A 14,605-nucleotide genomic window follows, 5' to 3' on the forward strand; every position below is an offset into this window, starting at 1 on the left:
CAGGCCGGTGCGCGGGGAAGTCACAACGTGCAATCTCTAGCAGATGGTGATGCGTGCGAGCGCTTCGCGCAAACGCTCCGGCATGGCCACCGCCTTGCGCGTCTGGCGGTCCACGAAGACGTGCACGAAGTACCCGTGGGCCGCAGCCTGCGCCTCGCCCTCCTTGAAGATGCCGATGCCATAGGTGACGGAGCGATTGCCGAGCTTGTCCACGCGAAGCCCCGCGCGGAGCCGGTCCGGGTACGCGAGTGGCGCGCGGTACGAGCACTTCGACTCCACCACCAGGCCGATGATGGACGCGGTGTGGATGTCCAGGCCGCCCTCGTGGATGAGGTAGTGGTTCGCGACCGTGTCGAAGTAGCTGTAGTAGGTGACGTTGTTGATGTGGCCGTAGACGTCGTTGTCCATCCACCGCGTGGTGATGGGCAGGAAGTAACGGTAGCGCTCGTCGGACTCGACCTCGGACACGGTGGTGGCCTCCTCCCGGTGGGTTACCAGTAGCGCAGCGCCTGTCGGAACAGGTCCGTGAGCACCGGCCGGCTCATCTCGCGAGGCGCGTTCTGCAACAGGCGCTGCTGGGGGAAGGCGCCCTCCGTGAGGGCCGCGACGTCCGCCTCGGTGTAGCCGACCCCGCCCAGCCCGTTCGGCATGCCCACCGCGCGCATGATGCGGATGACTTCCCGGGCGAGCACCTCGCCCGCGTCCTCCGGCCGGGCACCCCGCGTGTCCGCGCCCAGGCCCTGCGCGGCCTCCAGGTGTCGCTCGGGGCTGACCTCCGCCGTGAAGCGGAACACGGAGGGCGCATTCACGATGACGGCCATGCCATGCGGAACCAGGGGCTCCTCCTCGGGATAACCCGAGGGCCGGAAGTCGCGCACCAGCCCGGCCACCGCGTACGCCATGCCATGCGGCGCATGGACGCCCGCATTGCCGAAGGCGATACCCGCGAGCGTGGCGGCCCACATCGTCTGCTCGCGGGCCTCGGTGTCCGTGGCGTCCTTCACCGCGCGCTCCAGGTACAGCCCCATCAGGCGCAGGGCTTCGCGGCAGCCCAGGTCGCTCCATGGGTTGGCACCCTGGCTCATGGGCCGGAGGCTCGGCCGCGCGGGGGCGGGCCGGCGCACATAGGGCCTCGCGGTATAGGACTCCAGCGCGTGGGAGAGCACGTCCAGCCCGCTGGCGGCCACGACTTCACCGGGCAGGCTCGCGGTGCAGTCCGGGTCGATGAGCGCCTCCGTGGGCCGCAGCGCGGGCGACGCGATGCCCGTCTTCGCGGACAGGGAGAGCAGGTCGAAGATGGTGATGCCCGTCACTTCGCTGCCCGTGCCCGACGTGGTGGGGCACGCGATGTGCGGCTTGAGCGGACCGGGCACCGGCTTGCCCGCACCCACGGGCGCGTTGACGTACGTGAGGAGGTCCGCGGGGTGCGTGGCATAGAGGTTGGCGGCCTTGCACGTGTCGATGACCGAGCCGCCTCCCAGCGACACGTAGCCGTCCGGCTTCACCTCCGCCGCGAAGCGCGCCGCGTCCAGGAAGGACTTGTCCGTGGGCTCGACGTGCACGTCGGTGAAGACGACCACGTCCAGCCCGGCGCTGAGCAGCGACTGGCGGGCCTTCTCGAAGAAGGGCAGCCGCGCCACGCGCGCGTCGGAGAACAGCGCCACGCGCTTCATCCCCAGCGCCCGGGCCCGGTCCCCCAACTCCGCGAGACAGCCGCGCCCGAAGGTGACCCGGGACGTGTCCACGGTGAAGGCGCCGTCGCAGCCCTCGCCAACGGGGTGGTAGTGGCAGCAGCCCATCACGTCCTCCTGAACCGGTTGCGAGCGCAATCTACAGCGCGCCACCCGGCCAGGGCTGTCCAGATGCGGGGAACGACACCCGGTCGACCCGCTCGTTCCGCCTGGCGGAATGACGGTGGGTTTCCGGCCACGACGCTCGCCGTGGACTGCATCCCGGCTCACGTCCTGCTCGTCGGAATTCCCCTCCTCTTCTGGCTCGGCCGCCGACTGTTCGCGGAGCGAGCACGCGCCGAGCGGTCCGGCCCATGTGCCTGGGCCGGACCGAGACGTCACATCAGTCCCAGCGGCTGTTGAGCTTCAGCTTCCACGAGCGCAGCGTGCCGCTGCCGACGCCCGAGGGGTTGGTGACGCGCAGCAGCCAGCGCCCGTTGATGGAGGCGTCGCGAGAGATTCCCCGCGTCACGGAGATGAGCGACGGAGGCGTGCCCTCGTTCGGCCCGTCCCACAGCAGCGCGGAGTCACCGCCCGGATCCACCAGCGTCAGCACCAGCCGGTGGGGCGCGGTGTGCACCAGGTCCAGCTCCACGAGGATGTCCTCGGGCACCGTGGCCAGTCCCACCACGGCGACGGTGGACTCCACCGGCGCGGTGGTGGACGGCAGCGACACGTCCGCGTAGCGGGTGAACTCCCCCGTCATCCACGCGGGCCGGCACCAGCCCTCGGGATAGCCGGACGGGACGGCATGGCAGGCGAGCTTTGCCTGGCACGGCACGAAGACGGAGCAGGTGTCACCGTCCCCGGGGATGGGGGCGGTGTTGATGCAGCGGCCGAAGTTGCTGGAGCCATCATTCGGCCGGCCCTCGCAGACGAGCCCTGCCTGGCAGGTGCCCGCGCCGGTGCACGGGTCGCCCTCGGGGGCCAGCGCCGTCATCGCCTTGAGGCCCTGGAGCGCGGTGAAGTCCACGTGGGTCAGCCGGGACAGCTTCACCAGGTTGAAGAGCGGGCGCGCGGCCAGGATGTCCTGCACCGCGAGCGCCGGAATGCCGGAGGCGGTCAGCGTGGGGCCGCTCTCGGTGTTGGCGGCCTTCAGCGCGCGGCGGGCCTCGGCCACGGTGAAGTCGAGCCCGTCGAAGTTGCCCACCAGCGCATCCAGCGGCAGTCCCGTCACGCGGCCGGTGCCCTTGGCGTACCACTCCAGGTCCGCGAGCGCGGCCGGGCCCACGTACGGCACCGCGTCCACCTGGGCGATGGAGACGAAGCGGCGGTCATCCGCGGTGTGCTCGATGCCGTCGGGGCCCTTTCGCCAGGCAATCAGATTCTGCGCGGCGAGCGCGTTCAGCGGCACGTCGTTGTCCAGCACGCTGAGCGTGGTGGAATTGTCATTGAGGAACGCCAGCACGCCCGTCGCGGCGGGCGTGCTGTCGGCGAGCGCCTGCGCCTGGGACGACACCAGGGCGGAGGCGGTGGGCTCGCCACCGGAAGGAGGGGCCCCACAGCTGAGCAGGGCGGGAAGCCCCACGGACACGGCGAAGAAGCGGGAGAGTCTGGAGGTCATGGCCTCCGTGTACATCATGAGTCCGACGGACCCAATCATGGCCTTCGCGTCAGTGCCCTTCCGCCGCGAAGCGCTTGGAGATGTCGAGCGCCTCGCCCGTCTCCAGGTACGTCTTGAGACTTGAGAGGATGGCGGACCACCCCTGGCGCGCGTCCTCCCCGACGACGCTCCCCGGCTCGTACTCGTCGTGGATGACGGTGAGCTTCACGTTCTTCGGCCCCGCGGGCTGGATGCTGAAGGTGACACGGGTGGCTGGCGGCACGGGCGCGCCCGCCTCCGGCTGCGTCGTCCAGTCCAGCACCAACGTCTGGGGCGGCGTGGCCTCCACCACCCGGGCCCGCCCCACGTCGTGCTGGCCATTCAGCTTGCGCCAGAGCACCGGAGAGCCTGGCTTCCAGTCGGACTCCACCTGACGGCCCCCCCAGTACTCGCGGGTGAGCGTTCCGTCGGTGAGGGCGCTCCAGAGCTTCTCCGGCGTCGTGGCGATGTACAGCACATAGACAAAGCTGGGCCTACGCATCGTTGTCCTCCTCCAGAGCCTTCTTGAGGTCACCGAGCGCGGTGAGACGCTGGCGCTCGAACTTGCCAATCCACCGCTCGGCGATGGCGTGGATGGGCACCGGATTCAGGTAGTGCAGCTTCTCGCGCCCCCGCCACACGACTGCGACGAGCTGCGCCTCTTCCAGCACCACGAGGTGCTTGGTCACCGCCTGCCGCGTCATGTCCAACTGCCCGCACAACTCCCCCAGCGTCTGCCCGTTGCGCTCGAACAGCGCATCCAGCAACAGCCGCCGGCTCGGGTCCGCGAGCGCCTTGAACACCCCGTCCAGGTCATTGCTCATCCACACCCCTTCAATACGCAACCCGTAGGTTGCATGTCAAGCCACCCGCGCACCAGCCAGTCGAGCCCCGCGCGGCGCGCACGTCCCGGGTTGGCGGAGGGCCCGGCCGTCCGCACCGTAGACGCTGGGAGGCGACCTCCCTGTCCAACCGCTCCATGGCCCGCCTGCGTGACAGTCCCGAGGATCCGGCCTGCATCGACGCAGACTTCCGGAAGCAGTCCCGGGTCCTCGAGTCCGTCTTCGCCAGCATCAGCGAAGGGGTGGTGGTGGCGGACGAGCACGGCTACTTCCAGCTCTTCAATCCGATGGCGGAGAGCATCCTCGGTACCGGGATGACGGACGCCCCCCTTCCCCAGTGGCCGGACATCTACGGCTTCTACCTGCCCGACACGCAGACGCCCTACCCCGCCGAGCAACTGCCCATGGCCCGCGCCATCCGGGGTGAGGACGTCAACCAGGCGGAAATCTACATGCGCAGCCCGGCCAGGCCCGCGGGAGCCTGGCTGCTCGTCAGCGCCCGGCCCGTCCGGGACGGGGCCGGCATGCTCCGGGGCGGCGTCTCCGTCTTCAACGACGTCACCCGCTTCAAGCGGGCCCTGGACCGGCTGCGAAAGGGCGAGGAGCAATACCGCTCTCTCTACAGCAGCACGCCGGTGATGATGCACTCCATCGACCGCGAGGGCCGGCTCATCAGCGTGAGCGACTACTGGCTGTCCACGATGGGCTACAAGCGGGAGGAGGTCATCGGCCGCTCCTCGGTGGAGTTCATGACGCCCGAGTCCCGCCGGTACGCGCGTGACGTCGTCCTGCCCGAGTACTTCAGGACGGGCGCGTGCAAGGACGTCCCGTACCGGATGGTGAAGAAGGGCGGTGAGCTCATCGACGTCCTCCTGTCCGCCATCGCGGAGCGCGACACCGGGGGGAATGTCACCCGCTCCCTCGCCGTGCTCATCGACGTGACGGAGCGGAAGCGGGTGGAGGAGGCCCTGCTGGAAAGCGAGAAGCGGCTGCGGGCCATCCTCGACAACGCGCCCACCGTCTTCTTCCTCCTCGACCCCCGCGAGCGCTACATCTTCGTGAACCGCCAGTGGGAGCGCCTCTTCCACCGCACGCGGCAGGAGGTCGCCGGGAAGAGCGCGTACGACGTCTTCGGGAAGGCGCTCGCCGAACCGCTGCACCAGACGAACCAGGAAGTCATCCAGACCGGCGAGTCGCTGGTCCGCGAGGAGCGCATCCCCCAGGACGATGGGCTCCACACCTTCCTCACGCAGAAGTTCCCCCTCATCGACTCCTCGGGCCACCTGTACGCGCTGTGCGGCATCTCCACCGACATCACCGAGCGCAAGCAGGCGGAGGTGGCGCAGCGCTTCCTCGCCGAGGCCAGCCGCGAGCTGGTGACGTCGCTCGACGTGGCCGCCACGCTCCAGCGCGTCACCGAACTGGCGGTGCCCACGCTCGCGGACCTCTGTGTCGTCTTCATGCCGGGCGAGGACGCGTCGCTGCGGCCCGTGGCCATCGCCGACAGCTCGCCCGAGCTGGCCCTCCAGGTGCGTGAGTTCCTCCAACTCCACCCTCCGGCCCCGGACGCCGCCCGGGGCCCCTCGTGGGTGATGTCCACCGGCCGCTCGGAGGCGTCGCGCGAGTCGCGGGGCATGCTGTCGCCGGAGGCGCTGGAGGCGCCCCGCTGGCTGGCGCTGCGTCCGCTCCAGGACCGGCCGTCCCTCAGCGTGCCGCTCCGGGCGCGAGGCCGCATCCTGGGCGTGCTGTCGCTGGTCTCCGCGCAGTCGGACCTCGCGGATGCGCTGCCGGAGCTGTCGCTGGTGGAGGAGCTGGGACGCCGGGCGGCCTTCGCCATCGACAATGCCCAGCTCTACACCAAGGCCCAGGAGTCCATCCGCACGCGTGACGAGTTCCTCTCCATCGCCTCGCACGAGCTGAAGACGCCGCTGACCTCCATGAAGCTGCGCGCCCAGCAGATGGAGCGGACGCTCTCGCGCCCCCATGACGGCCCCCAGCTCGCGCTCAAGGTCTCCGGCATGCTGGAGGTCTTCGACGAGCAACTGAAGCGGCTGACGCACCTGGTGGAGCACCTGCTCGACGTGTCCCGCATCGACGACAGCCGGATTGCCCTGCGTCTGGAGGAGCTGGACTTGTCCGAGCTGGCACGCGGCGTGGTGGCGCACGTGCGCGAGCAATTGAAGCGGACGGACTGCGCGCTCACGCTGGTGGCCGGCGAGCCGGTGGTGGGGTGGTGGGACCGGCTCCGGCTGGAGCAGGTGCTGCTGAACCTCCTGACGAACGCGATGAGGTACGGCGCGGGCCGGCCCATCCGAGTGGAGGTGACGCGCGACGCGGAGCGGGCACGGCTGCTCGTCGCGGACCAGGGCGTGGGAATCCCCCGCGAGTCCCAGGCGCGCATCTTCGAGCGCTTCGAGCGCGCCGCCTCCCGCAACTTCGGCGGGCTCGGGCTGGGGCTCTTCATCACCCGGCAGCTCGTGGAGGCCCACGGCGGGACGATTCGCGTGGAGAGCGAGCCGGACGCGGGCGCGACGTTCATCGTCGAGCTGCCCCGGCGGCAGCCCGAGTAGCCTGGACGCCCCACCCGCCCCCAGGTACCGTCCCGCGCCCTATGTCGTCATCCACGGTGGGCTTCTGGGGCCCGAGCACCTCGACGGTGGACTGGTGCGAGACGAACTACCAGCACCTCTTCCACGTCGGTGAGCTGTTCAACTCCGCCTCCAGCCTGGTGCTGGTGCTCGTGGGCCTGCTCGGCATCGTCCTCCACCGCCACGTGCTGGAGCGCCGCTTCCTCCTCGCCTTCGGGCTGCTCTCCGTCGTCGGCGTGGGCAGCACCGCCTTCCACGCGACGCTGCTGCGCGAGTTCCAGATGCTCGACGAATTGCCGATGCTCTACCTGGCCATCGTCATCGTCTACATCCTGCTGGAGGACCGGCCCCAGCGGCGCTTCGGGAACTGGCTCCCGCTGCTGCTCGTGGGACATGCCGTGCTGGTGACGTACCTGACGGCCTTCACGCGCGGCACGGCGCAGTTCTTCCTCTTCCAGGTGAGCTTCGCGTCGCTCGAGTTCTACGCGCTCGGCCGCACGTACTTCCTCCAGCGCCGCAGCCCGGACGCGAAGGTGAAGCGACTGTTCCGGCTCGGCATCGCCGCCTATGCGCTCGCGATTGTCCTCTGGCTGAGCGACATCCAGTTCTGCCCCACCCTCAACGGGACGCTCCCCGCCCACGGCTTCCCCAACCCGCAGTTCCACGCGTGGTGGCACGTGCTCGTCTCGTGCGGCTTCTACGCGCTGCTGCTCGTCATCGCCCATGACCGGCTGGCGACGCTCGGCCGGCAGCCGCGACTGGCCTCCGCCGCCGGGGGGATTCCCCGCGTCCAGGGCCTGTCCCACATACCTGGAGTCAAGGAAACCCGTACAGCCACGGCACACTAATGCCGCCCAGTTGACGCTTCGGCCGCCCAGGCCGGAGAGTACGGCTTCGTTCTCCCTACACGAGGCCTTCATTGCTCAAGCGTTATCGGTGGCTCATCGCGACCTCCACGGTCGCGGTGGTCGCGGTCGTGGCCGTGCCCTCCGGCGCCAGCGCGTACAAGCGCTGGAAGAATCGGAACGCGCGCACGACGTTCGCCCACTTCCTCCATGACCCGAGCGCGGGCGAGGCCACCCCGGAAGTGCTGCGCGAGCTGGCGGCCTCGCGCGGCGAGACGGAGACCGAGGAGCACGAGGCCGACGGCGACGACCCGATGCGCCGCCAGATTGCAGCGCGGATGATGTGGGGCGTACCCACCGCGGAGGTGATGGAGCACCGCGCGCGCGTGGCCCATGCGGAGGCGAAGCGCTGGGACGCGCTGCTGCCCCGCCCGCCCGCGCCGTGGGACTGGTTCTCGGCGCCGTCCGGTGCAAACAAGGCCGTGGTGTCCGGCCAGTCGTGGGTGAACCTGGGGCCCACCAACGCCAACTTCGAATACAACGGCACCAACTACAACGAGGTGGACTCGGGCCGCATCTCCGGCATCGCCGTCCACCCGGTGGACCCGCAGGTGGTGTACCTGGCCACGAGCGGCGGCGGCCTGTGGAAGACGTTCAACTTCGGCGCGGCCACCCCGTCCTGGTACCCAGTGAGCGAGACGCTGGGCAACCTGGCCATCGGCGCCATGGACCTGGACCCGACGAACCCCGAGACGCTCTACGTGGGCGCGGGTGACTTCGTGGACACGCCGGGCGGCCACGTGGTGAAGACGCAGGACGGCGGCGCCACCTGGGGCGCGCCGGCGCGCCTGTCCGGCCAGTACCCCGCGGGCTCCGGCGGCATGTCCGTCAAGGCGCTGCGCATCCGCGCGCTGAAGGTGGACCCCGCCAACCCCAACGTCGTGCTGGTGGGCACCGAGGTGGGCCTGTTCCGCTCCACCGACGCTGGCGCGAGCTTCAGCCTGGTGGACCTGCCCAACTCGGGCACCGTCCAGCGAGCGGAGAGCGTGTGGACCATCGTCTACACGGGCGCCGTCAACGGCGTGAGCCGCTGGGCCCTGAGCGGCACGTACGCGTGCAGCGCCGCCTCGCTGCCGCCGGAGGCGGGCTACGGCCAGCTGACGAACACGGACTGCGCCGCGGGCAACCCGGGCGACATCTGGACGAGCACCAACGCGGGCGCGACGTGGACCTCACGCAAGGGTGCGGGCACCATGCCCACCACCGCCGTGGGCCGCATCACCCTGGCCGCGGGCACGCCGTCCAGCGCCGTGCCTCCAGTGACGGTGGTGTACGCGCAGCTCGGCAACCAGGACGAGTACAACGCCCCGACGGGCGTGGGGTACTGGCGCTCCATCAACTCGGGTGACAACTGGACGGCCGCCACCGGCACGATTTCCAACCGCACCAACGCCGTGGGCGGCTCCCGGGACTGCGGCACCGTCAACGTGAACGACCAGCAGTCCTGGTACAACGCCGCGCTGGCGGTGGACCCGGGGAACGACAACAACGTCCTCGTGGGCGGCATGCTCTGCGGCCTGCGCACCACCAACGGCCTGGCGGCCTCGCCCACCTGGGAGAACGTCTCCCACTGGCTGCCCAGCAGCGGCTACGGCAACGTGACGGGCGGCGCGCTGGACTACGTGCACGCGGACTGGCACCGGGCGCTCATCGTCCGCACCGCCACCGGGTACGTGGCCATGGCCGGCACGGACGGTGGCCTCTTCGTCTCGCGCAACCTCTTCAACGCCACGCCGCCGCAGGTGGTGTGGGACGGGCAGAATCGCGGCATCGTCACGCACCTGAGCTACTCGGTGGCCTCGGGTGACCCGGCCACGGGCAACCCGTACGTGGCCTACACGGGCCTGCAGGACAACGGCACGCGCTTCCGAGACCCGGCCGCGGGCGCCTCCTCCACCACCTTCAACCAGGTCATCGGCGGTGACGGCTTCGGCGCGGCGGCCTCGAAGGACGCGGCGACGGGCGCCACCATCTACTGGGCGAGCGTCAACGGCGAGCGCGAGTACTGCATCCCCACCGCCGCCAACAGCAACTGCAACTCCGGCTCGGCGTGGCTCACGAAGGACGCCACACCCCGCTCCGGTTGTGCCCTCACCGATGGCCAGCCGTTCATCATGCGCTACGCGCTCGCGCCGGCCAGCCCCAACGCCAACACGGTGCTCACCGCCACCGACACCGCCGTCCACCGGGTGAGTGGCACCGGCGCGTGGCAGGCCATCAGCCCCTGCCTCAGCGGCTACACCCGCCTGCTCTCCGCGTCCGCCAACCAGGACGGCCTGTACGGCGTGTCCGTGAGCGGCGGCCGCTTCTACGTCACCAGCAACTGCCAGGGCACCACCACCAGCTGCACCTGGACGCAGAGCAGCGTGCTGGGCTTCGACGTCAACGGCAACGGCACCATCGCTCCCAACGAGCAGGTCATCTACACGACGCAGGTGGCCTTCCCGCCCACCACGCCGGCGGGAAGGAGTCCTGGCGACGTGTATGTGGCGGCGAGCGCGGCGCCCATCACCAACGACAACCTCTCCGTGGTGCCGGACGCCCTGGGCCACCTCTTCATCACCCAGGACCGCGGCGCGACGTGGGCGCCGCTGCACGGCAACGGCACCGGCCTTGATTTGCCCAACGTGGGCATCGACGTGGTGCGGTACGACCCGTCGGACCTGACCAACAACACGCTCTACGTGGGCACCGAGCTGGGCGTGTACCGCTCCACCGACGCCGGCCAGACGTGGGAGCGCTTCGGCAAGGGCTTCCCACTCGCGAAGGTGACGGACATGTTCATCAGCCGCACCGGCTCGATGATGCGCGTGTCCACCTTCGGGCGCGGCCTGTGGGAAATCTACCCGTCCGCCACCGCCGAGAAGGGCGTCAACGGCAACGGTGACTGGAATCGGGACCAGCAGCTGGACTTCGTGGACCTCGCGGCCGCCGCCAGCCGCCTGGGCACGGACCCGTCCACCACGGCCCAGCCCTACTACGACTGGAACACCGACCTGACCGGCACGGTGAACGGCACCGACTCCGCGGACCTCACCGAGCTGCTCAACCGCATCGGAGGCCGCCCGTGAGCCGCGCCTCCCACTCCCCCTTCCTGGAGATGTCTCCCTTGAGCCTGAAGAACCTGGCGCTCGTGCTGTTCACCGGCGCCCTCATCCTGACGGGCTGCGGCGAATCCAAGCCTCCCGAGCAGCCGGTGGCGAAGCGGCTGGCCTTCACGGTGCAGCCCTCGCCAGCCGTCGCGGGCGCCGCCATCGCCCCCGCGGTGAAGGTGTCCGTCGTCACCGCGGAAGGGGCTGTCGTCCCCGGCACGCAGGTGACGGTGTCGCTGTCGTTGGAGGCCAACCCCTCGGGCGCCACCCTCACCGGCGCCACGCCGGCAGCGACGGCCCAGGGCGTGGCCACCTTCTCCACGCTCGCGCTGGACAAGGCGGGCGAGGGCTACACGCTCGTCGCGCGAGCCCAGGGCCTGGAGTCCGCGACGAGCCAGCCCTTCACCATCACCGCCGCCCCCGTGGTGGCGCATGACCTGGCCTTCACGCAGGAGCCCGGCGAGCTGGAGGCCGGAGGCACCTTCTCCCCGAGCGTGCGCGTGACGGTGCGCGACGCAGCCGGCAACCCGGTGCCCATGAGCATGCCCGTCACGCTGGCGCTGGGCGCCAACCCCGAGGGCGGCACCCTCTCCGGCACGCTCACCGCCAACACCACGGACGGCGTGGCGGTCTTCCCCGAGCTGTCTCTCGACAAGGCCGGTGAGGGCTACACCCTCGTCGCCAGCGCACCGGGCGTGGAGCCCGTCACCAGCGCCGCGTTCCGCGTGAAGCCGGGCAAGGCGAAGTCGCTGGCCTTCGTCGCGCAGCCCGCCTCGGCGGCCGTGGACGCGACGCTCGCCCCGGCGGTACAGGTGCGGCTGGTGGACGCGCACGGCAACACCGCCACCGGCGCCACCGACAGCATCACCGTCGCGCTCGGCACCAACGGCTCCGGCGCCACGCTGTCCGGCACCGCCACCGTGGCGGCCGTGGCGGGTGTGGCCACGTTCGCGAACCTCACCGTGGACAAGGTGGGCACGTACACACTCACCGCGTCTGGCACCTCGCTGGAAGGCGCCACCTCCAGCACCTTCGACATCGTCGGCGGTCCGGCCACGCAGCTCGCCGTCCGCGTGCAGCCCTCGAGCACGGCGGCGGGTGTCAGCATCGCTCCGGCGGTGGAGGTGACAGCGCTCGACGCGAAGGGCAACCTCGCCACCGGCTTCACGGGCTCCGTGGTGGTGGCGCTCGCCGCCAACCCCACCAGTGACACGCTCCAGGGCACCCTCACAGTTGATGCTGTGGCCGGCGTTGCCCGCTTCAGCGCGCTGTCCCTGCGGAAGGTGGGCACGGGCTACACGCTGACGGCCACGTCCGCGGGGCTGGCCTCCATCACCACGCAGCCCTTCGACGTGACGCCGGGCGAGGCCCGGGTGCTCACCTTCACCACGCAGCCCTCGCTGTCGGTGGTGGGCGCCGCCATCAACCCGCCGGTGGCCGTCACGCTGCGCGACGCCTTCGGCAACACGGCGACGTCCAGCACGGCGACGCTCCAACTCTCGCTGGCCAACAACCCCACGGGGGCCTCGCTCACCGGCACGGTGTCGGTGAGCGCCACCAACGGCGTGGCCACCTTCACGGGCGTCGGAGTGGACCGGGCAGGCAACGGCTACACCCTCTCCGTCTCCGCGCCGGGCATCACCGCCACCTCCATCGCGTTCAACGTCGTGCCGGGCACGCCCACGCGGCTCGCCTTCGGCGTGCAGCCCTCGGACGTGGCGGCCGGCAGCGCCATCACCCCGGCGGTGACGGTGCGGGTGGTGGACGCGGCGGGCAACACCGTGACGACGGCGACGAACAGCATCACCGTGGCCATCGGCACCAACCCGGGCGTAGGCATCCTCAACGGGACGAAGACGGTGAGCGCGGTGAATGGCGTGGCCACCTTCTCCGGGCTGTCCATTACCAAGACGGGCGCCGGCTACACCCTCACGGCGGCCGCCACGGGCCTCACCACCGGCACCAGCGCGGCCTTCAACGTGACGTCGGGTCCGGCCGCGTCGCTGGCCTTCGACACGAATCCGCCCAACGTGGTGACTGCGGGCGTGGCCATCACCCCGTCGGTGAAGGTGAGCGTGCGCGACTCCTTCAACAACACCGTGACGGCCTCCACCGCGAGCATCACCCTGTCGCTGTCCGCCAACCCGGGCGGCTCCACTCTCGGCGGCACCCTCACCGTCAATGCGGTGGATGGCGTAGCCACCTTCCCCGGCCTCACGCTGGACAAGGTCGCCAACAACTACCGCTTCGCAGCGGCCTCGCCGGGCCTCACCGGCAACACGTCCGCCCTCTTCAACGTGGCGGCGGGTGCGGCCAGCAAGCTCGCCTTCACCACCCAGCCGACGAACGTCGTGGCGGGCACCCCCTTCGCCACCTCGGTGAGGGTGACGGTGCAGGACGACTTCGGCAACACGGTGACGACACCGGCCGTCTCGGTGGGCATCGCCCTGGGCAACAACCCCACCGGCGCGACGCTGGGTGGCACCACTCCCGTGACGACGGTCAGCGGCGTGGCCACCTTCGCCAACATCACCGTGGACAAGTTGGGCACCGGCTACACGCTGGTGGCCTCGGGGCCGTCCCTGACGGGCGCGACGTCCACCGCGTTCAACGTGACGGCGGGTGCGGCCAGCAGGCTCGCCTTCATCGTCCAGCCAGGCAACACCTCCGCGGGCGCGGCCTTCAACCCGGACGTGCAGGTGGCGGTGCAGGACGCCGGTGGCAACACCGTGACGGGCTCCACCGCGAGCATCACCCTGCTCCTGGGCAACAACCCGTCCGGGGCCACCCTGTCGGGCACCACCGTCGTCAGCGCCGTCAACGGAGTGGCCACCTTCCCGGGCGTGTCGCTGGCCCGCGCGGGTACGGGCTACACGCTCACCGCGAGCGCCACGGGGTTGACGGCCGGCACCAGCGCCGCCTTCAACGTCACGGCGGGCGCGGCGAACCGGCTGGTCTTCACCGTCCAGCCCTCCCGTTCCTCCGTTGCCGTGCCCATCAGCCCGGCGGTGCAGGTGGCGGTGCAGGACGGCTTCGGCAACACCGTCACGAGCGCCTCGGACAGCATCACCGTGGCCCTGGGCAACAACCCGTCCGGCGCCACGCTGGCGGGCACGCTCACCGTGGCCGCCTCCGGTGGCGTCGCCTCCTTCGCCGACCTCACCGTCAGCGCGGGCGGCAACGGCTACACCCTCACCGTGAGCGCACCGGGCCTGCTGGGGGCCACCAGCGCGGCCTTCGACGCGGTGGTGGCGGGCACGCGGCTCGTCTACGTGGACCCCGTGTCCGCGGGACGGATTGCCCTGGTGCGCAACCCGGCCTCCACGAACACCACCGTGGTGCTGGACCTGGTGGCGCGGGAGGACCTCACGGGCTACTCGGTGGGCATGAACCTGCCGCTGGACACGGGCCTCGTGCAGGCCGGTGGCTCGCTGATGATTCCGGGCGCGGCGCTGCCCGCGGGACAGAACCCCACGGCCGCCTACGGCAAGCTGCCGGCGACCGGCCCGCTGGCGGGGCTGCTCACCACCGGTCAGAGCCAGAAGGCCGCGGGTGAGGGCGCGGTGACGACCGACTCGGCCATTCCGACGGGCTCGGTCCTCTACACCGTGCAACTGGCCATCCGGCCCGGTGCCAACTCGGGCGTGGTGTTCGACGGCGCGGCGCTCGGGCCGAAGTTCCGCGCGCTGCTGCGTGACAGGCTCGGCACCGACATCGTGGATGGCAGCGGGTTCGCCATCGGCCGACTCGAGGTCCAGTAGCGCTCCATCCCCGTCCCGGAAGCCGCCCCACGGCGCCTTCCGGGACGCGGGCACTGGCCCGGAAGGGCCGCTTCGTCAGCTTCCACCGTTCGCCCCCGTCTGTTC

Annotated in this window: 9 protein-coding genes; 4 read left to right on the plus strand and 5 right to left on the minus strand. The window is 70.7% G+C overall.

Translation table 11 applies throughout. From position 1 onward, the window contains the following. Window positions 1-36: 36 nt before the first annotated feature. The 5 genes from OV427_RS04300 to OV427_RS04320 all read right to left on the minus strand — a co-directional run bounded on the left by OV427_RS04300 (window position 37) and on the right by OV427_RS04320 (window position 4,136). Window positions 37-468: an acyl-CoA thioesterase gene (locus tag OV427_RS04300; RefSeq protein WP_267854834.1), complete on the minus strand. Its 432-nt coding sequence runs from the start codon at window positions 466-468 to the stop codon at window positions 37-39. 23 nt (window positions 469-491) lie between these two features. Then, window positions 492-1,799: a hydroxyacid-oxoacid transhydrogenase gene (locus OV427_RS04305; RefSeq protein ID WP_267854835.1), complete on the minus strand. Its 1,308-nt coding sequence runs from the start codon at window positions 1,797-1,799 to the stop codon at window positions 492-494. A 274-nt stretch (window positions 1,800-2,073) separates the two neighbouring features. Next, the gene (locus OV427_RS04310; protein ID WP_267854836.1) at window positions 2,074-3,294 is read right to left on the minus strand and encodes a proprotein convertase P-domain-containing protein; all 1,221 of its coding nucleotides are present in this window, start codon (window positions 3,292-3,294) and stop codon (window positions 2,074-2,076) included. A gap of 49 nt (window positions 3,295-3,343) precedes the next feature. Next, window positions 3,344-3,814, minus strand: a complete 471-nt coding sequence (locus OV427_RS04315; RefSeq protein WP_267854837.1) for an SRPBCC family protein — start codon at window positions 3,812-3,814, stop codon at window positions 3,344-3,346. Next, window positions 3,807-4,136, minus strand: a complete 330-nt coding sequence (locus OV427_RS04320; protein ID WP_267854838.1) for an ArsR/SmtB family transcription factor — start codon at window positions 4,134-4,136, stop codon at window positions 3,807-3,809. Before OV427_RS04320 ends, OV427_RS04315 begins: the two co-directional genes overlap by 8 nt. Window positions 4,137-4,291: 155 nt before the next feature. On the opposite strand from OV427_RS04320, the gene OV427_RS04325 reads away from it, so the two are divergent. The 4 genes from OV427_RS04325 (at window position 4,292) to OV427_RS04340 (ending at window position 14,500) form a co-directional block, all read left to right on the plus strand. Continuing rightward, the gene (locus OV427_RS04325; RefSeq protein ID WP_267854839.1) at window positions 4,292-6,724 is read left to right on the plus strand and encodes a PAS domain S-box protein; all 2,433 of its coding nucleotides are present in this window, start codon (window positions 4,292-4,294) and stop codon (window positions 6,722-6,724) included. Window positions 6,725-6,765: 41 nt separating this feature from the next. Next, window positions 6,766-7,590, plus strand: a complete 825-nt coding sequence (locus tag OV427_RS04330) for a ceramidase (protein WP_267854840.1) — start codon at window positions 6,766-6,768, stop codon at window positions 7,588-7,590. A 71-nt stretch (window positions 7,591-7,661) separates the two neighbouring features. Continuing rightward, window positions 7,662-10,718: a WD40/YVTN/BNR-like repeat-containing protein gene (locus OV427_RS04335; RefSeq protein WP_267854841.1), complete on the plus strand. Its 3,057-nt coding sequence runs from the start codon at window positions 7,662-7,664 to the stop codon at window positions 10,716-10,718. A gap of 38 nt (window positions 10,719-10,756) precedes the next feature. After that, complete coding sequence (locus tag OV427_RS04340) at window positions 10,757-14,500, plus strand: beta strand repeat-containing protein (RefSeq protein WP_267854842.1); 3,744 nt, start codon at window positions 10,757-10,759, stop codon at window positions 14,498-14,500. The last annotated feature ends 105 nt before the right edge of the window (window positions 14,501-14,605 follow it).

This window comes from Pyxidicoccus sp. MSG2, assembly GCF_026626705.1.
In the GTDB taxonomy this organism is placed as follows: domain Bacteria; phylum Myxococcota; class Myxococcia; order Myxococcales; family Myxococcaceae; genus Myxococcus.

Coding starts and splice junctions, on each gene's coding strand:
- OV427_RS04330 (WP_267854840.1), top strand. CDS start 6,766: ATGTCGTCATCCACGGTGGGCTTCTGGGGCCCGAGCACCTCGACGGTG.
- OV427_RS04305 (WP_267854835.1), bottom strand. CDS start 1,799: ATGGGCTGCTGCCACTACCACCCCGTTGGCGAGGGCTGCGACGGCGCC.
- OV427_RS04320 (WP_267854838.1), bottom strand. CDS start 4,136: ATGAGCAATGACCTGGACGGGGTGTTCAAGGCGCTCGCGGACCCGAGC.
- OV427_RS04325 (WP_267854839.1), top strand. CDS start 4,292: ATGGCCCGCCTGCGTGACAGTCCCGAGGATCCGGCCTGCATCGACGCA.
- OV427_RS04315 (WP_267854837.1), bottom strand. CDS start 3,814: ATGCGTAGGCCCAGCTTTGTCTATGTGCTGTACATCGCCACGACGCCG.
- OV427_RS04310 (WP_267854836.1), bottom strand. CDS start 3,294: ATGACCTCCAGACTCTCCCGCTTCTTCGCCGTGTCCGTGGGGCTTCCC.